This is a genomic window from Streptomyces sp. KL116D, from assembly GCF_030766975.1.
Classification (GTDB): Bacteria; Actinomycetota; Actinomycetes; order Streptomycetales; family Streptomycetaceae; genus Streptomyces; species Streptomyces longispororuber_A.
The window spans coordinates 1-17795 of record NZ_JASERH010000068.1 but is presented as its reverse complement, the minus strand read 5'-3'; the positions used below and the strand labels follow the sequence as shown (position 1 = coordinate 17795).

The window sequence follows — 17795 nt, the reverse complement described above, 5'->3', positions numbered from 1 at the left end:
GGCGGCTCCGTCGCGGGCGCGACCAGCCACGACGGAAGCACACCCGGCCTTCGGCGGCGGTGGCCGGACCGTGGCCCGCTACCGTGGGTCAGATGAGCCCCAACGAGCAGACACCGGCGGCGCCGCCCCGCTCCCTCGCGGAAGCCCTGCGATCCCGGGACGACGCCTCCCTGGCCCGTCTCCTGCGGGCCCGCCCGGACCTGCTCGGCCCGGTTCCGAACGACCTCACCCAGCTGGCGACCCGCGCGGGGACCCGCGCCTCGGTGATCCGCGCACTGGACCGCCTCGACCGGTTCACCCAGCAGGTGGCGCAGGCGCTCGCGGTGACCCCCGAACCGACGACGTACGAGACGCTGCGCGGCCTGCTGCCCGGCGACGGCACCGAGGAGGCGCTGCCCCGCGCCGTGGCGCGGCTGCGCGAGCAGGCCCTGGCGTGGGGCGCCGACGACCAGCTCCGGCTCGTGCGCACCGCCCGCGAACTGCTCTCCCCCGCCCCGCAGCACCCCTCGCCCACCGGTCTCGGCCCGACCGTCGCGGAGGCCACGTCGGGCATGTCGCCCGGCCGGGTGCAGGAGATCGTCGCGGCGGCCGGGCTCGCGTCCACCCACGACCCGGTGTCGGCGGTGGCGGCGCTCACCGAGCTGTTCACGACGCCCGACCGGATGTCGGCGCTGCTCGACGAGGCACCGGCCGAGGCCGTGGACGTGCTGAACCGGCTGGTGTGGGGGCCGCCGTACGGGCAGGTCACCGCGCAGCCCGCGGCGCACCTGCGCTGGCTGCTCGACCGGGGCCTGCTGGTGCCGACCACGCCCGGCACCGTGGTGCTGCCCCGGGAGGTGGCGCTGCACCTGCGCGGCGGCCGCGCCCACCGCGAGCTGGAGCCGCTGGCGCCCGCCGTGCGGGAGAGGACGGCGCACCGTCCACAGGTTGTGGACGCGACGGCGGCGGCGCAGGCGTACACGGCGCTGGACACCGTCGAGGAGCTGCTGAAGGACTGGGACGAGGGCGGCCCGGCGGTGCTGCGCGCGGGCGGGCTGAGCGTACGGGACCTCAAGCGCACCGCGACGGCCCTCGACACGACCGAGCAGACGGCCGCCTTCTGGGTCGAACTCGCCTACGGTGCAGGGTTGCTGGCCTCGGACGGCGAGGCGGACGAACGGTACGCGGCGACCCCGGCGTACGACGAGTGGGTGGAGCTGCCCCCGGCCGAGCGGTGGACGCGGCTCGTGGTGCCGTGGCTGACGGCGACCCGCACGTCGGGTCTGGTCGGCGGGCGGGACGGCAAGGACCGGACGCTGTCGGCGCTCGGCCCGCACCTGGACCGTTCGGCGGCGCCCGAGGTGCGCCACCGGATCCTCGCCCTGCTGGCGGCTCTGCCGGAGGGCACCGAGCCCGAACCCGAGTCGCTGACCGCCCGCCTCACCTGGGAGCGGCCCTCACCGGCCGCCCTCGACCTGCGCACGCGCCTGGCCCGGTGGACGCTGGCGGAGGCCGAGCTGCTCGGGGTGACCGGGCGCGGGGCCCTCGCGGCGCACGGCCGGGCGCTGCTGCCCACGCCCGGGGAGACCGGGGAGGCCGGGGCGAGCGGGGTGACCGGGGAGACCGGGGCGGAGGCGTCCGTCGCCGCGGCCCGCGCCGAGAAGCTGCTGTCCCCGCTGCTGCCCGACCCCCTCGACCACGTCCTGCTGCAGGCGGACCTGACGGCGGTGGCGCCCGGCCCGCTGGAGCGGCCGCTCGCGGACGCCCTCGCCGTCCTGGCCGACGTCGAGTCGAAGGGCGGCGCGACCGTCTACCGGTTCACGCCGGGCTCGGTGCGCCGCGCCCTGGACGCCGGCCGCACCGCGTCCGACCTGCACACGTTCCTGACCGCGCACGCCCGCACCCCGGTCCCGCAGCCGCTCACCTACCTGATCGACGACGTGGCCCGCCGCCACGGCCATCTGCGCATCGGCGCCGCCTCGGCCTACGTCCGCTGCGACGACGACGCGGTGCTCGGCGAGATCATGGCGGACAAGCGGGCGGCACCCCTGCGCCTGCGCCGCCTGGCCCCCACGGTCCTCGCGGCCCAGGCGGACCCCGGCACGCTCCTGGAGGGCCTGCGCTCGATGGGCTTCGCGCCCGCCGCGGAGACCCCCGAGGGCGACGTCCTGATCACCCGCGCCCACGCCCACCGCACCCCGCCGCGCACGGCCCCCGAACCGGTCCCGGACGGCCCGCCGCTGCCCGACGGCACCCTCCTCGACGCCGCGATCCGCGCGATCAGAGCGGGCGACACGGCCGCGACGACCCCGCGCAAGCAGGCCCCGGCCGCGAACGGCGAACTCCCCCGCACCACCCCCGCCGACACCCTCGCCACGATGCAGGCGGCGGTCATGACGGGCGACACCCTGTGGATCGGCTACGTCAACGCCGAGGGCGCCGCGAGCCAGCGCGTCATCGCCCCGATCCGCGTCGAGGGCGGCTTCGTGACGGCGTACGACCACACGGCCGACGAGGTCCGCACGTATCCGCTGCACCGGGTGACGGGGGTGGCGGAGCTCTCCGACCAGTGAGGGAGCCGGAGGCGACCTGAGTCACGGCGCCCACCCCGCGGGATGCGGCACACTGGACGTTTGGCCACACCGAGCCATGCAGAAAGGGTGTCGCGTGAACGGTCCACTCATCGTCCAGTCGGACAAGACCCTGCTCCTCGAGGTCGACCACGAGCAGGCCGACGCGTGCCGTCGGGCGATCGCGCCGTTCGCCGAGCTGGAGCGGGCGCCGGAGCACATCCACACCTACCGGCTGACGCCGCTCGGGCTGTGGAACGCGCGGGCCGCCGGGCACGACGCCGAGCAGGTCGTGGACGCGCTCGTGGAGTTCAGCCGGTACCCGGTGCCGCACGCGCTGCTCGTCGACATCGCCGAGACCATGGACCGGTACGGGCGCCTCACGCTGAGCAAGCACCCCGCCCACGGCCTGGTCCTGACGACCACGGACCGCCCGGTCCTGGAGGAGATCCTGCGGTCCAAGCGGATCCAGCCGCTGGTCGGCGCCCGGATCGACGCCGACACCGTCGCCGTGCACCCCTCCGAGCGCGGCCAGATCAAGCAGACGCTGCTGAAGCTGGGCTGGCCCGCCGAGGACCTCGCCGGGTACGTGGACGGCGAGGCGCACGCCATCGACCTCGCCGAGGACGGCTGGTCGCTGCGCCCGTACCAGAAGCAGGCCGTCGAGGGGTTCTGGCACGGCGGCTCCGGTGTCGTCGTGCTGCCCTGCGGCGCCGGCAAGACGCTGGTCGGCGCCGGGGCGATGGCGGAGGCGAAGGCGACGACGCTGATCCTCGTCACGAACACCGTGTCCGCCCGCCAGTGGAAGCACGAGCTGGTCAAGCGGACGTCGCTCACCGAGGAGGAGATCGGCGAGTACAGCGGTACGAAGAAGGAGATCCGGCCGGTCACGATCGCCACGTACCAGGTGCTGACGACGAAGCGGAAGGGTGTGTACCCGCACCTGGAGCTCTTCGACTCCCGCGACTGGGGCCTGGTCATCTACGACGAGGTGCACCTGCTGCCCGCGCCCGTCTTCAAGTTCACCGCCGACCTCCAGGCCCGGCGCCGCCTCGGCCTCACCGCCACCCTCGTCCGGGAGGACGGCCGCGAGTCGGACGTCTTCTCGCTGATCGGGCCGAAGCGTTTCGACGCTCCGTGGAAGGAGATCGAGGCGCAGGGGTACATCGCCCCGGCCGACTGCGTGGAGGTCCGCGTCAATCTCACGGACTCCGAGCGGCTCGCGTACGCCACCGCCGAGGCCGAGGAGAAGTACCGCTTCTGCGCGACGACGGCGACGAAGCGCAAGGTCACCGAGGCCCTGGTGCGCAAGCACAAGGGCGAGCAGACGCTCGTCATCGGCCAGTACATCGACCAGCTCGACGAGTTGGGCGCCCACCTGGACGCCCCGGTCATCAAGGGCGAGACGACGAACGCGGTGCGCGAGAAGCTCTTCGACGCGTTCCGCGAGGGCGAGATCAGCGTGCTCGTCGTGTCCAAGGTCGCGAACTTCTCCATCGACCTGCCGGAGGCGACCGTCGCCATCCAGGTGTCGGGCACGTTCGGCTCACGCCAGGAGGAGGCACAGCGCCTCGGCCGGGTGCTGCGCCCGAAGGCGGACGGGCACGAGGCCCGGTTCTACTCGGTCGTCGCCCGCGACACCATCGACCAGGACTTCGCCGCCCACCGGCAGCGGTTCCTGGCCGAGCAGGGTTACGCGTACCGGATCGTCGACGCCGACGACCTGCTCGCCGAGAGCTGAGCCCCGGCCGCGAGGACGGCGAGCCCGAGCAGCGGGTAGGGGCACGCCAACGGCTGCTGCCACCAGGGGAATCGCAGGTCCAGGTCCCCCTGGTGCGGCAGCAGCCACATGCTGCGGGCGGTGAACAGGGCCGCGACCGCCCAGGCCGTACGCCGGTGGCCGCCCGCCCACAGCAGCGCGAGCAGCGGCACGCACCACACCCAGTGGTGCGACCAGCTGATCGGTGACACCAGCAGGGCGGTGAACGCCGTGAGCGTGATCCCGTGGGCCGGGGTGCGCGCGAGGCGGACCGCCGCGTAGAGCCCCGCCGTCGCCACGAGGGCGGCGGGGACGGCCCAGAGCAGGCCCGGTTCGGCGGTGTGCAGCGCGCGGGCGACGAGCCCCTGCAACGACTGGTTGTCCACGATCCACGCCTTGCCGACGCGGCCCGTCTCGTAGAGGCGCCGGGTCCAGAACTCCACGCTGGCGTACGGCAGGACGAGCGCGCCGAACGCCACGGTGCCGGTGAGTCCCGCGGTGGCGTACGCGGCTTCTCGGCGCCGTCCCGTCAGGAACAGGTAGGCGATGAAGACGGCCGGCGTCAGCTTGACCCCGGCCGCCACGCCGAGCGCGACGCCCTTGCCGCGGGCGTCCGGTCCCCTGCCGAGGTCCCACAGGACCAGGCAGGTCAGGGCGAGGTTGATCTGGCCGAACAGCACGGTCTGGAACACCGGTTCCAGCCACAGGGCGAGCGCCGTGGCCGCGCAGACCAGCGCCCTCGTGGACCGCAGGCCCGCCAGGCGGCAGGACAGGTGGACCAGGAGGGCGGTGAGGGCGATGTTGCCGAGGAGGAAGACGGCCTTGAGGGCGGGGACCGGGAGCCAGGCGGTGGGGACGAACAGGAGCGCGGCGAACGGGGGGTAGGTGGCGGGGAGTTGCCACTCCGTGACGGTGAATCCGTAGAGGTCCTGCCCGCCGGCGGCCGCGGCGGCGCCCTCCGCGCGGTAGACGAGGGCGTCGGCCATGGGGGTGGGGTGGGTGGTGGTGAGGGTGAGGAGGGTGGTGACGGAGGCGGCGAGGAGGAGGTACGGCGCGACGTACCGTGCACGTTGAGTCACGCGACGTCACTCTATGCGCCGCGGACCACCCCGGTCCGCCCTCGCCCGCGGCCCGGTGGGGCGTCTCGCGCAGTTCCCCGCGCCCCTGGAACGTCTGCCATCTCGCGGATCGATTTCTAGCGCGGGTCCGTCGTGGTTGCTCGCGCAGTTCCCCGCGCCCCTGGAGCGTCTGCCATGTCGCGGATCGACTTTTGGCGCGGGTCCCGTCGTGGTTGATCGCGCAGTTCCCCGCGCCCCTGGAGCGTCTGCCATCTCGCGGCTCGATTTCTAGCGCGGGTCGCGTCGTGGCTGGTCGCGCAGTTCCTCGCGCCCCTGGGATGCGCGCCTTCGGTGCGGCATCTGCCCGGTGGGGGAGGCTGCGCGGCAGCGCATGTCTTCAGGGGCGCGGGGAACTGCGCGACCAGCCAGGGCGACGGGTGCACCCGGCGGCGAAACCTCACCCGGCAGACGAGAAGCCGGGCTTGAAGCGCCGCAGTCGGAGACTGTTGCCGACCACGAAGACCGAGGAGAAGGCCATGGCCGCACCGGCGATCATGGGGTTCAGAAGACCCGCCGCGGCGAGCGGCAGCGCCGCCACGTTGTACGCGAAGGCCCAGAAGAGGTTGGAGCGGATCGTGCCGAGGGTCTTGCGGGAGAGCCGGATCGCATCGGCCGCGGAGCGCAGGTCACCCCGGACCAGCGTCAGGTCACCCGCCTCGATCGCCGCATCCGTACCCGTACCCATCGCAAGCCCCAGATCGGCCTGCGCCAGCGCCGCCGCGTCGTTGACGCCGTCGCCGACCATGGCCACCGAACGCCCCTCGCCCTGAAGGCGCTTGACGACGTCGACCTTGTCCTGCGGGAGGACCTCGGCGATGACGTCCGCCGGGTCCGTGATGCCGACCTCGGCGGCCACCGAACGGGCCACGGCCTCGTTGTCACCGGTCAACAGCACCGGCCGCAGCCCCAGTTCGCGGAACCGCCGGATGGCGTCGGCGCTGGTGTCCTTCACCGCGTCGGCGACCTCCAGGACCGCGCGGGCCGCACCGTCCCAGGCGACGGCGATGGCCGTACGTCCGGCGGCCTCGGCCGCCGCCTTGGCGCGGGCCAGGTCGACCGGGAGGTGGATCTCCCACTCGGCGAGCAGCTGCTCGCGGCCGACGAGGACCGCGTGGCCGTCGACGACGCCCTGGACGCCGAGTCCGGCGACGTTCGCGAAGTCCTCCGGGGCGGGCAGGGTGCCCACCTCGGCGGCCGCTCCGGCGGCCACGGCCTGGGCGATCGGGTGCTCGGAGGAGTGCTCAAGCGCGCCGGCCAGACGCAGGACCTCGGCCTGCTCGACGCCCTCGGCGGTGTGCGTGGCGAGCAGCGTCATGCGGCCTGTGGTCACCGTGCCGGTCTTGTCGAGGACGATCGTGTCGACCTTGCGGGTGGTCTCCAGGACCTCGGGGCCCTTGATGAGGATGCCGAGCTGGGCGCCGCGCCCGGTGCCGACCATGAGCGCGGTGGGCGTGGCCAGGCCGAGGGCGCAGGGGCAGGCGATGATCAGGACGGCGACCGCGGCGGTGAAGGCGGCGGTCCAGCCCGCGCCGTTGCCCAGCCAGAAGCCGAGGGTGGCGACGGCGAGCGCGATGACGACCGGGACGAAGACGGCGGAGATCTTGTCGGCGAGGCGCTGGGCCGCCGCCTTGCCGTTCTGCGCGTCCTCGACCAGCTTGGCCATCCGGGCGAGCTGGGTGTCGGCGCCGACCCGGGTGGCCTCGACGACCAGCCGGCCGCCGACGTTCAGCGTGGCGCCGGTGACCGGGTCGCCGGTGGCGACCTCGACGGGCACGGACTCGCCGGTGAGCATGGAGGCGTCGACGGCGGACGAGCCCTCGACGACGGTGCCGTCGGTGGCGATCTTCTCGCCGGGCCGGACCAGGAAGCGGTCGCCGACCTTCAACTCGCCGACAGGGATGGTCTCTTCACGGCCGCCGTCCCGGAGAACGGTGACGTCCTTGGCGCCCAGTTCGAGGAGGGCCTTGAGCGCGGCGCCCGCCTTCCGCTTCGAGCGGGCCTCGAAGTAGCGGCCCGCGAGGATGAAGGCGGTGACGCCGGCGGCGGCCTCCAGGTAGATGTTCCCGGCGCCGTCGCTGCGCGCGATGGTCAGCTCGAAGGGGTGCGTCATGCCGGGCTCGCCGGCCGTGCCGAAGAACAGCGCCCACAGGGACCAGAGGAACGCGGCCGACGTGCCGACCGAGATCAGCGTGTCCATCGTCGCGGCGCCGTGCCGCGCGTTCGTGAACGCCGCCTTGTGGAAGGGCCAGGCCGCGTACGTGACGACGGGCGCGGCGAGCGTCAGGGACAGCCACTGCCAGTACTCGAACTGGAGGGCCGGGACCATCGCCATCGCGATCACGGGGACCGCGAGGACCACGGCGGTGATCAGCCGCTCGCGCAGCGGCCGGAGTTCGTCGTCGGCCCCGGCGGGCGCGCCGCCCTCGGCCGCGGCGGCCGGGGGCGTGGGCTCCTGCGCCGTGTAGCCGGTGGCCTCGACGGTGGCGATCAGATCGGCGACCTCGATGCCGTCGTCGAAGGTGACCTTGGCCTTCTCGGTCGCGTAGTTGACGGTCGCCTCGACGCCGTCCATCCGGTTCAGCTTCTTCTCGATGCGGGCGGCGCACGACGCGCAGGTCATGCCGCCGATGGCGAGTTCCACCTGCGCGGGTGGGGCGACGGTGTGCGCCGACATGGTGCCTCCTCTGTTGAGCGGGTACCCGGGGCGGGTACCCCGTCACGAGATCCATTTATACCCCTAGGGGGTATCGAAAGCAAGGGCGGCTCCCGCTTGACTTAATACCCCCTAGGGGTATCTTCGTGACTATGACGCCGGGTCGACCGACCCACGAGCAGCCACGAACAGCCACGAACAGCCACAGGCAGCCACCAACAGCCGAGGAGCCGTCATGCACACCGGACTGAAGATCACCGCCTTCGCCGCGGCCGTCGCCGCCACGTTCGGCACCGCGTACGGGGTGGGCAGCGGGATCGGTGACGTCACCGCCGACGAGCGGCCGGCGGCGGCGCAGCACGGCCACGAGGAGAAGGAACCGACGGAGAACGCGGGAGGGAAGGAGGGCGCGGGCGGCGAGGGGCACGGCGGGCATGCCGAGGAGGCCGCGCCCGCCTCCGACGTGATCCCCGGCGGCCTCCAGGTCTCCGAGCGCGGCTACACGCTGGACCTGGACAAGGACCGGCTGGCCCGGAAGACCGGCGAGATCCGCTTCACCATCCGCAAGGACGCCACCGGCAAGCCGGTGACCTCGTACAAGACGGAGCACGGCAAGGAACTGCACCTGATCGTCGCCTCCCGGGACCTCACCGCCTACCGCCATCTGCACCCGGTGCGGGCCGCGGACGGCACCTGGTCCACCCCCGTCTCGCTGCCCGAGGCGGGCGACTACCGCGTCTTCGCGGACTTCACGCCGCGCGGCGAGGAGGAGGGCCTGACGCTGGGCGCGGGCCTCGGGGTCGCGGGGACGTACGCACCGGCGCCGCTGCCCGACCACGCGACGACGGCGCGGGTGGCCGACGGCTACGAGGTGCGGGTCGACGGGGAGCTGACGGCGGGCTCCGCGAGCGAGCTGACGCTCAGCGTCAGCAAGGACGGGAAGCCGGTCACCGACCTCCAGCCGTACCTCGGCGCGTACGGGCACCTGGTCGCGCTGCGCTCCGGCGACCTCGCGTACCTCCACGTTCACCCGCACGACGGCAAGCCCGGTCCCGGAGTTTCCTTCACCGCGACCGCGCCGAGCGCCGGGACGTACCGGCTCTTCCTGGACTTCAAGCACGACGGAGAAGTCAGGACGGCTGCGTTCACGGTGCACGCGGCGTAGGCTGGAGAGGACATTGGACTAGACCTATCGGTGCTGTGGCGCACCGGGTGGGTCGACGCGACAGGAGCCTCATGAGCAAGCGTGCAGTCCTGGAGGTGATCGCCCTCGACGCCGAGGACGCGGTCGCCGCCCAGGCGGGGGGCGCGGACCGGCTGGAGCTGGTCACCGACATGGCGGCGGACGGTCTGACGCCGTCGGTGGAGACGTTCGGGGCGATCCGTGCCGCCGTGGACATCCCGCTGCGCGTGATGCTGCGGCTGGCCGACGGATTCGCCGCGGGTGACGTGCCGGCGCTGGCCGGGGCGGCACGCGCGATGCGGGCCGCGGGGGCGGACGAGTTCGTGCTGGGTTTCCTGGACGAGCACGGCGGGCCCGACGTGGCCGCCGTGGAGCGGGTCGTGGCGGAGCTGGACGGGTGCCGGTGGACGTTCCACCGGGCCATCGACCGGGCCGCGGACCGGGACGCCCTGCGCAAGCAGCTGGCGGACCTGCCCGGGCTCGACACGTATCTGACCGCGGGCTCGGCGCAGGGCGTCGACGCGGGCCTCGACGCCCTGGTCGCGGAGGCGGGCCGGGCCGCCGCAGGGGAGCCCGGGTACGAGCAGCAGATCCTGGTGGGCGGCGGCCTCCGCCTCGAACACGTCCCGGGCCTGCGGGCCGCGGGCATCTCCGCGTTCCACATCGGCGGGGCCTCCCGCCCCGCGGGCTGGGACGCCCCGGTGTCGGCGGACGCGGTACGCGTCTGGCGCGAGGCGTTGGACGCCTGAGGGTGCCTCGCGGCGGCTTTGCGGGTACGTCGCGGCGGGTCGTGGTTTCGTCGGCGGGTGCGGGTACGTCGTGGCGGGTCGTGGTTTCGTCGGCGGGTGCGGGTACGTCGTGGCGGCTTTGCGGGTACGTCGCGGCGGGTCGTGGTTCGTCGGCGGGTGCGGGTACGTCGTGGCTGGTCGCGCAGTTCCCCGCGCCCCTGGGTGGTCCACAGCAGCCCCCACTTCAAGCCTCTCCGGCGATTGAGGAGCGGGGTCCGGGGCGGAGCCCCGTGGGCCGGGCGCGGCTCGCCTCAATCAAGCCTCTCCGGCGATTGAGGAGCGGGGTCCGGGGCGGAGACCCGGGGGCTGGGCGCGGGGGGCGTCGAGGAACGTCAGGTAGGAGTCCAGTTCCCCGGCAGCCCGCAGCATCAGGCGTGTCCGCGCCGTCAGAGCGAGATCACGCTCCCCGATGGCCAAGCGCAACGCGTCACTCCCACCGCTCGCCCGCAACTCGTCCAGAACCGGGGCGATCTGCGGGAACAGGTAGTGGCTCGCGCGCAGCGTCCGGACGATCCGGGCGTCGCGCACCTCGTCGGGGCCGAACACCCGGTACCCCGTGGCGCGTTCACGGCGCGGCATGATCAGCCCGGCCGCCTCCCACACCCGCAGCGCAGACGTCCGCACACCGACGAGCCGGGCCACCTCACCGATCCGCAGATCGTCCGGCGCACCGGCCGGCACCTCGGCGGCGGCCAGCGCCGTCAACGCCTCGCTGGTCGCCCGCAGCGCACGCCGCTGCTCGTGCGCCGCCGCGTGCGCCGCGTCGACCAGGGCGAGCGCCTCGGGCACGTCGCCGGCCCGGACCGCCCGCATCACGTCCTGGGCGACGAGGGCGCCACAGCCCGCCGCGAGCGCGCGATAGGTGAGCAGGGCCCTCCGGTGCACGTCGCCGAAGACGCGGTACCCCGACTCGGTGCGCGGCACGTCGGGCAGCAGGCCCGCGTCCTCGTAGTTGCGGATCTGCTGCGTGGACACACCGGCGAGCCGGGCCAGGTCGACGGTCCGCAGACGCTCTCGCTCGGTCACGGGTGCGAGAGTACGGCCCCCCGGCCCCGGTCACCGGCTCCCGGTCACGGACCCTGGACACCCAGCTGCTCCGGCAGCGGCGCGCCGTGCACGACCAGCAGTCCGGACACCGCGCGGGTCAGCGCCACGTACAGGCGCCGCAGCCCGGTCCGCTCGTCCGGCTCCCCGTCCACCACGGCGACCGGTTCGTCCAGGACCACGTAGTCGTACTCCAGGCCCTTCGCCAGCGACGCCGGCACCAGCGTCAGCCGCGACTCGGCCGTCGTCTCCTCACCGGGCGACAGGTACGGGAGCCCCGCCGCCGCCAGCGCCGCACCGAGCCCCGCGCACCGCGCGTCCGCGGCGATGAGGCCGATGGACCCCTCGTGCTCCAGCGCCTCGCGGCACGCGGCGACGACGTCCGCGTCACCGTCGACCGCACGCACCTCGAACTCCCCGGGGTTCTCCCGCACCGACGCCACCGGCGCCAGCCCCGGCGCGATGAACGGCAGCAGCCGCGACGCGTACGCGATGACGTCGGTCGGCACGCGGAAACCCGCCGTCAGCTCCTCCACCACGGCGTCCGCCTTGCCCAGATGGGCCAGCGCCTCGCCCCAGCTCCGCGTCGCCCAGGGCGTCGTGCCCTGCGCGAGGTCCCCGAGGACGGTCACCGAACCGGTCGTCGCGCGCCGCCCCACCGCCCGGTACTGCATCGGGGAGAGGTCCTGCGCCTCGTCGAGCACCACGTGGCCCAGCGAGTGCGTGCGCTCGACGAGATCGCCGACCTCGTCGATCAGCACGGCGTCCGCCGCGGACCACTTGACCGTGCGCACGCTGCGCGCCGGCTTCGCCCACAGCACCGTCTTCTGCTCGGCCTCGTCCAGCAGCCCGTCCGCGTGCGCGGCGAGGAACTCCGCGTCGGACAGCAGCCGCAGCACCAGCTTCGCCGGGTCGATCGCCGGCCAGACTTCCTTGACCACGGCCTTCACGGCGGCGTTGCGCGCGACCGCGTTCTGCACCCGGTCGTCCGGCGCCTCGCCCGCCCGCTCCATCTGGACCAGCACGGCGTGCGCGATCCGCTGCGGCAGGGCCTCGCGCGCGGCCCCGTACCGCATGTCGCGGGCCATCAACTCACGGACGATCTCCTCCAGTTCGTACGAGGCGACGCGCCAGCGCCGTGATCCGCGTACGACGACGACGCCCTCGGTCGGCAGGGTGATGTGCGAACGCACCGCCCGCCGCAGCACCTCGGCCATCCGCGCGTCGCCCTTCACCAGGGCCGCCGCCGGGTCGTCCGTGCCGCGCACCTCGACGTGTGCGACGAGGTCGTCGACCGTCGCCTGCTTGACCTCCAACTCGCCGAGTGCGGGCAGTACTTGCTCGATGTAGTGCAGGAAGGACCTGTTCGGCCCGATGACGAGCGTGCCGGTGCGGGCGAGCCGCTCGCGGTGCGCGTACAGCAGGTACGCCACCCGGTGCAGGCCGACGGCGGTCTTCCCGGTGCCGGGCCCGCCCTGTACGCACACCGAGCCGGCGAGCCCGCTGCGGACAATTTCGTCCTGCTCGGGCTGGATCGTGGCGACGATGTCCCGCATCGGTCCGACGCGCGGCCGCTCGATCTCCTGCTGGAGCAGCTTGCTGGTCTGGGCCGCCTCGGCCGGGTCGGACAGGTGCTCGTCCTCGTACGCGGTCAGGTCGCCGCCGGTGTAACCGAACCGGCGGCGCAGCGCGACGTCCATCGGGTCCTTCTTGGAGGCCCGGTAGAACGGCTGCGAGACGGGGGCGCGCCAGTCGATGACCATCGGGTCGCCGTCGGCGTCGTGCACGTGCCGCCGCCCGATGTAGAACTGCTCGCCGTCCGCGCCTTCCGCCTGGTCCGCGCCGGGGGCGTGCAGGTAGTCGAGGCGGCCGAAGAACAGCGGGGTGTGGCTGAGGTCGGCGAGCGCCTTGATCCGCTCGTCGATCTGGCGCTGCAGCACCTCGGCGTTCACCCAGTTCGCGGTGACGTCGCGGATGTCCAGGGCCTGTGCGTCCTCGCGCATGGCGCGCAGGGCGGCGCGGGACGAGACGAGGTGGCTGCGCTCGCGGTCGAGCGGGGTCGGGCTCACGGGGTTCTGCCTCCGGTACGCGTACGTGACGGGCCGCCCGGTTTCCGTCCGGCCGGCGGCGCTCCGACTTCTACGAAGGGAGGCGGGCAAGACCGGCGAGTGTACGGGACGGGTGGGTGCGTCTGCCAATGGTTTTCGGCGACGCCCCACTCTTCCGTCTGCGGCCCCGGTGGGGGCTGGCCGCGCAGTTCCCCGCGCCCCTGAAAATCCGGCTACGCGCCGTAGCTGCGACTGTCTGTTCGCCGAGTGCGGCTCTCGTCGTGGTTGCTCGCGCAGTTCCCCGCGCCCCTGGAGCATGCGGCTCCGCCGCAGCCCCATCGGCGCCCCATGAGACGGCGCACGAAGTGCGCCTCTCAGGGGCGCGGGGAACGGCGCGAGAAGCCCCACCGCCCCGCAGACGAAGTCGGCTTTTCAGGGGCGCGGGGAACTGCGCGAGAAGCCCCACGCACCCGCACCCCGCGACGAAACCCCGCCCGGCAGACGCAGTCGGCCTTTCAGGGGCGCGGGGAACGGCGCGAGAAGTCACGTCCGCCCGCAGCCCGCGACGAAACCCCGCCCCGCAGACGAAGTCGGCCTTTCAGGGGCGCGGGGAACTGCGCGACCAGGCGCCACTCACCCGCAGACAGCGACGCAACCGTCCGACCCGCTCAGCCGAAGAGGTTGAGGTCCGCCTCGCGTACGCCGGCCAGTTCGTAGTGGACCCCGATCACCGGTCGGCCCGCATAGAGCCGGACCAACGTCGCCGCAGCCCCGATGAACCGCCCCGGCGGACTCCCGGCCGAGCCGAGGACGAGGGGCTCGTCCACGTCGTCCACGTCCGCGTGGAGCGCCACGTGCCCCCGCTCCCGACTGATCCGCACCAGCAACCGCAACGCCACCGGCAACCCGGCCCCCGCATACGCCCCCGGCTCCCCGAAGGCCTCGCGTACGTCACCCGCGTGCACCCACTCCCCCAGCGCGACCCCGTCCAGCGCCCCGCCGGCCCGCGCGATGGCGGCGCCCGCCCCGGTCATGCCGCGCTCCAGCTCGTCGACGACCTCCTGGTTGCTCCAGGACGCCCGCTCGGCGATGTCCCGGTCGTTCGACTCGGGGCTGAACACCCCCTCCTCGAACCGCCCCTCCACCACCCGGGACAACGCCGCCGAACAGTGCGCGAGCACATCGCGCACGGTCCACCCGGGACACGCGGTCCGCAGCGCGAAGTCCGTGTCGGGGCGGGCCCGCAGCAGCGGGATCAGGACGTCCCGCTCGGTGGTCAGGAGCCGCCCGGGCAGTTCGGGGTCGCGCGGCGCGTCGTGGCGTACGGCGTCTGCAGTCATGCCCACACGGTAGGGCGCCCGCCGCCCCGGCGAGGGGGCAACGGGCGCCGGACACGGACCGGTTGGGCCGCTACGCACCGACCCGCTCCCCGGCCGCCGCCCCCTGCGCCGCCGGCTCGCCCCGCATCACGGTCAGCGTGAGCACTCCGGCCACGGCGGCGATGCCCGCCGCGCCGAGGAACGCGGCGCCGAACCCGTCCGTCAGGGCCGGCAGGTCACCGAGCTTCCCGGCGCCCTGCGAGGTGGCGAGCGCGGTGAGCGCGGCCAGGCCGAGCGCGGAACCGACCTGGTAGGTGGTGTTGACGATGCCGGAGGCCAGGCCCGCCTGCTCCTGCGGCGCCCCGGACATGGCGGCCATCATCGCGGGGATGTAGGCGAGCGACATGCCGAGCGCGGCGACCAGCGACGCGGGCAGCACGTCCACCACGAACGACCCGGTGGGCCCGACCGCCGACAGCCACACGAGGCCGAGCGCCAGCACGAGGAGCCCGGCGCCGATCAGCCGCTTGGCGCCGAACCGGCCGAGCAGCCGCCCGGTGACCGCGGTCATGAAGACCATCAGCAGGCCGGTCATGGGCAGCAGGGCGGCGCCGGACGCGAACGCCCCGTAGCCCATGACCTGCTGGAGGTAGAGGTTGAGGAAGTACCACATCGGGATCCAGGCCGCGCCGAGCAGCGCCATCGCCAGGTTCGCGGACCCGAGCCGCGGCACCCGCCACACGCCGAGCGGCATGAGCGGCTGCCCGACGACCTTCTGGACCACCAGGAACAGGCCCAGCAGGACGGCCGCGCCGATCAGTTGGAGGACGGTCGGGGCCGAGCCCCAGCCGGCCTCGGGCGCCCGCACCAGGGCGTACACGGCGAGCGCGAGCCCGGCGGTCACGAACACCGCGCCGAGCACGTCGACGGCGCCGCGGCGCGGCGCGACGGCGGGCAGCAGTCCGGTCGCGGCGAGGGTGGCCAGGCCGATCGGGACGTAGACGATGAACACCCAGGGCCAGCTCAGCCACTCGGTGAACACGCCGCCGAGGAACACCCCGGCGGTGCCGCCGGCCGGTGCCGCGGCCCCGTACAGCGCCATCGCCTTGCCGAGCTCCTTCGGGTCGTGCCCGAACAGCATCATCAGGAGCGTCATGGCGGCGGGTGCGATCAGTGCGCCGCCGACGCCCTGCACGGCGCGGCCCGCGACCTCGACCCAGGCGGTCTGCGCGGCTGCGGCGACGACCGAGCCGGCGATCAGCACGGTCCAGCCGCCGACGAACACCCGGCGGGCGCCGAGCAGGTCGGAGAGGCGTCCGCCGAGCAGCAGCAGTCCGCCGAAGGCGATGACGTACGCGTTGAACACCCACTGCAGCTCGCCCTGGGAGAAGCCCAGGTCCTTCTGCATCTCGGGGAGCGCGACCCCGATGATCGAGGTGTCCATGATGACCATGAACTGAGCGGTGGCGAGCACGAGAAGCGCCCACCAGCGCCGTGGGTTGACCCCGTCCATGACTGTTCCCTCCCTGACTCATGGATACCCCCCTGGGGTACCTGACGCCGAGGAACGTAACATACCCCTGGGGGGTAGGCAATCGCCAGGGGTTAAGGTCGTTCCATGACCGAGCCGACCGACGCGGGCCAGCTGCGCGAGCGCTGGGCCCGCACCCTGCGGGCCACCACGGGGAACCCGGACCTGGACCCGTACCCGTACGCCGACAACCTCCTCGGCCGCTGGGCCGAGCCGCAGCGCCGGTACCACACCACGGCCCACCTCACGGCGGTCCTCGACCACCTCGACGTCCTCGCGGACCACGCCGAGGACCCGGAGCTCGTACGGCTGGCGGCCTGGTTCCACGACGCGGTGTACCGCCCGGACCGCTCGGAGAACGAGGAACGGTCCGCGGCGCTGGCCGAACGGGCCCTGGCGGAGGCCGGACTGACGGACGATCAGGTCGTCGAGGTGGCCCGTCTGGTACGGCTCACCGTCGGCCACGACCCGGCCGACGGCGACACGAACGGCGAGGCGCTCTGCGACGCGGACCTGGCCGTCCTGGCCTCGGACCCGGAGACGTACGCCGCGTACACGAGGGCGGTCCGCGAGGAGTACGCGTTCGTCCCCGACGAGGCGTTCCGCGCGGGCCGGGCCGCGATCCTGCGCCAACTCCTCGACCTGCCGCGGCTGTTCAGGACGCCGCACGGCATCGCGCACTGGGCGTCCCCGGCACGCGAGAACCTCACGACGGAACTGGACCTGCTGGCACCGCGGTAGAGGTTCCTGTTCCGGGCCCGCTCCTCACCGCCGGGAGCGGGCCCGCAGCGCGGACCCGATCCGCCGCACCCCGTCGGCGAACACCCCGGCGCCGACGCAGAACAGCACCGCGGGCGCCGTCTCCCGGCCCACCGCCCACTGCCCGCCGGCCTGTCCCGCGGCCGTCCCCGCGAGCACCCCGACCGTGACGGCCGCACCCCGCACCGCCCGGACGGCACCCCGCAGCGCCCGCACGCAGCGGCCCACCGCCCGGCCGTCGACCGTCAGCCGCGCGCTGACCCTGACGGTGACCAGGGGCCCCGGCCGGGCGCTCACCGCCGGGCCCCCGGGTGCAGCGCGACGTACTGGACGGCGAGCCGCTTGAGCTTGCGCCGGACCCGCTCCCCGCGCCGTACCGGGTCGGGGGCGCCCGCGATCCGGGCCGCCTGGACCCAGCTGACACCGGGGTGCCGGGCGAAGGCGAGGGCCACGCGGACGTCCACCGGGTCCTTCGCGAGCCGGCGCAGCACCCAGTCGATGCGCGGGTCGGCGGACTCGCGCCGCATGACGACGTCCTCGGCGCTCGGCGAGGTGAGGGTGTCGGCGAGCGTGCCCAGGTCGGCGCGGCCCGGCACCAGCGGTTCGGACAGCAGCCGCACCCGCTTGCGGGACTGCACCCGTTCCCACAGCGGCTTCCACCGGGACGCCAGGCCCTGGGCGCGCAGCCTGAGCCACTGGGCGAAGGTCTGGCCCGGCTCCAGCGGGCCCCGGTCCCAGCCCTCGCTGAGCAGCGCGTCGAGCACGCCGTGCCGCCACGCCTCCGCGTCCTTCACGCCGAGCCACACCCGGGAGAACGAGTCGACCTCGGCGTGGTCGCCGCACAGCGCGGCGTCCCGGGCGCCGCGGGCGGCGGTGTAGGCGCAGCGGGCCCAGTCGGCCGCCGGGTCGGGTTCGTCGGGGCGGCCGGGGGCGTGCGCCTCCTGGCAGGCGTCGAGCAGGACGAACAGGGTGCGGGCGGCGCGGGTGGCGCGGGCGCTCATGTCCCAGGGGTGCGGGGTCCACGCCGGGTACGGCCGGTCGTCG

The 17795-nt window shown here is 74.1% G+C and carries 12 protein-coding genes and 1 pseudogene; 5 read left to right on the top strand and 8 right to left on the bottom strand.

Annotation, left to right across the window (positions count from 1 at the left end):
- Positions 1–92: 92 nt before the first annotated feature.
- Complete coding sequence (locus RBJ77_RS28045) at positions 93–2552, top strand: helicase-associated domain-containing protein (protein WP_372347570.1); 2460 nt, start codon at positions 93–95, stop codon at positions 2550–2552.
- Between the two features lie 94 nt (positions 2553–2646).
- Positions 2647–4290: a DNA repair helicase XPB gene (locus RBJ77_RS28040; protein WP_372347569.1), complete on the top strand. Its 1644-nt coding sequence runs from the start codon at positions 2647–2649 to the stop codon at positions 4288–4290.
- Here RBJ77_RS28040 and RBJ77_RS28035 read toward each other — a convergent pair.
- Both RBJ77_RS28035 and RBJ77_RS28030 read right to left on the bottom strand, forming a co-directional pair.
- Positions 4242–5387: a glycosyltransferase 87 family protein gene (locus RBJ77_RS28035; RefSeq protein WP_372347568.1), complete on the bottom strand. Its 1146-nt coding sequence runs from the start codon at positions 5385–5387 to the stop codon at positions 4242–4244. The two genes, RBJ77_RS28040 and RBJ77_RS28035, sit on opposite strands and share 49 nt — an antisense overlap.
- Before the next feature lie 436 nt (positions 5388–5823).
- Positions 5824–8100, bottom strand: a complete 2277-nt coding sequence (locus RBJ77_RS28030) for a heavy metal translocating P-type ATPase (RefSeq protein ID WP_372347567.1) — start codon at positions 8098–8100, stop codon at positions 5824–5826.
- A gap of 214 nt (positions 8101–8314) precedes the next feature.
- Between RBJ77_RS28030 and RBJ77_RS28025 the strand changes: the two genes are divergently transcribed.
- Entirely contained in the window at positions 8315–9244 is a 930-nt protein-coding gene (locus RBJ77_RS28025) for a hypothetical protein (RefSeq protein WP_372347566.1), read from the top strand.
- 71 nt (positions 9245–9315) lie between these two features.
- Entirely contained in the window at positions 9316–10011 is a 696-nt protein-coding gene (locus RBJ77_RS28020) for a copper homeostasis protein CutC (RefSeq protein ID WP_372347565.1), read from the top strand.
- 294 nt (positions 10012–10305) lie between these two features.
- On the opposite strand, the gene RBJ77_RS28015 is transcribed toward RBJ77_RS28020, so the two are convergent.
- From RBJ77_RS28015 to RBJ77_RS28000, 4 genes are all read right to left on the bottom strand, one after another.
- Entirely contained in the window at positions 10306–11076 is a 771-nt protein-coding gene (locus tag RBJ77_RS28015) for a MerR family DNA-binding transcriptional regulator (protein WP_372347564.1), read from the bottom strand.
- A 44-nt stretch (positions 11077–11120) separates the two neighbouring features.
- A complete protein-coding gene (locus RBJ77_RS28010; RefSeq protein WP_372347643.1) occupies positions 11121–13097 on the bottom strand; it encodes an ATP-binding domain-containing protein in 1977 nt (658 codons plus the stop codon).
- Positions 13098–13810: 713 nt separating this feature from the next.
- A complete protein-coding gene (locus tag RBJ77_RS28005; protein ID WP_372347563.1) occupies positions 13811–14482 on the bottom strand; it encodes a maleylpyruvate isomerase family mycothiol-dependent enzyme in 672 nt (223 codons plus the stop codon).
- A gap of 70 nt (positions 14483–14552) precedes the next feature.
- Positions 14553–15974 (bottom strand): MFS transporter, encoded by a 1422-nt coding sequence (locus RBJ77_RS28000; protein WP_372347562.1) that lies wholly within the window; start codon positions 15972–15974, stop codon positions 14553–14555.
- 105 nt (positions 15975–16079) lie between these two features.
- Here RBJ77_RS28000 and RBJ77_RS27995 point away from each other — a divergent pair, with 105 nt between their 5' ends.
- A complete protein-coding gene (locus RBJ77_RS27995) occupies positions 16080–16733 on the top strand; it encodes a hypothetical protein (RefSeq protein WP_372347561.1) in 654 nt (217 codons plus the stop codon).
- A 24-nt stretch (positions 16734–16757) separates the two neighbouring features.
- Here the strand turns inward: RBJ77_RS27995 and RBJ77_RS27990 are convergent, their stop codons facing one another.
- On the bottom strand, positions 16758–17048 hold the full coding sequence (locus tag RBJ77_RS27990; protein WP_372347560.1) for a hypothetical protein: 291 nt from the start codon (positions 17046–17048) through the stop codon (positions 16758–16760).
- A pseudogene (locus tag RBJ77_RS27985) lies at positions 17045–17795 on the bottom strand (hypothetical protein); the annotation flags it as partial. The gene RBJ77_RS27990 and the pseudogene RBJ77_RS27985, both read right to left, overlap by 4 nt.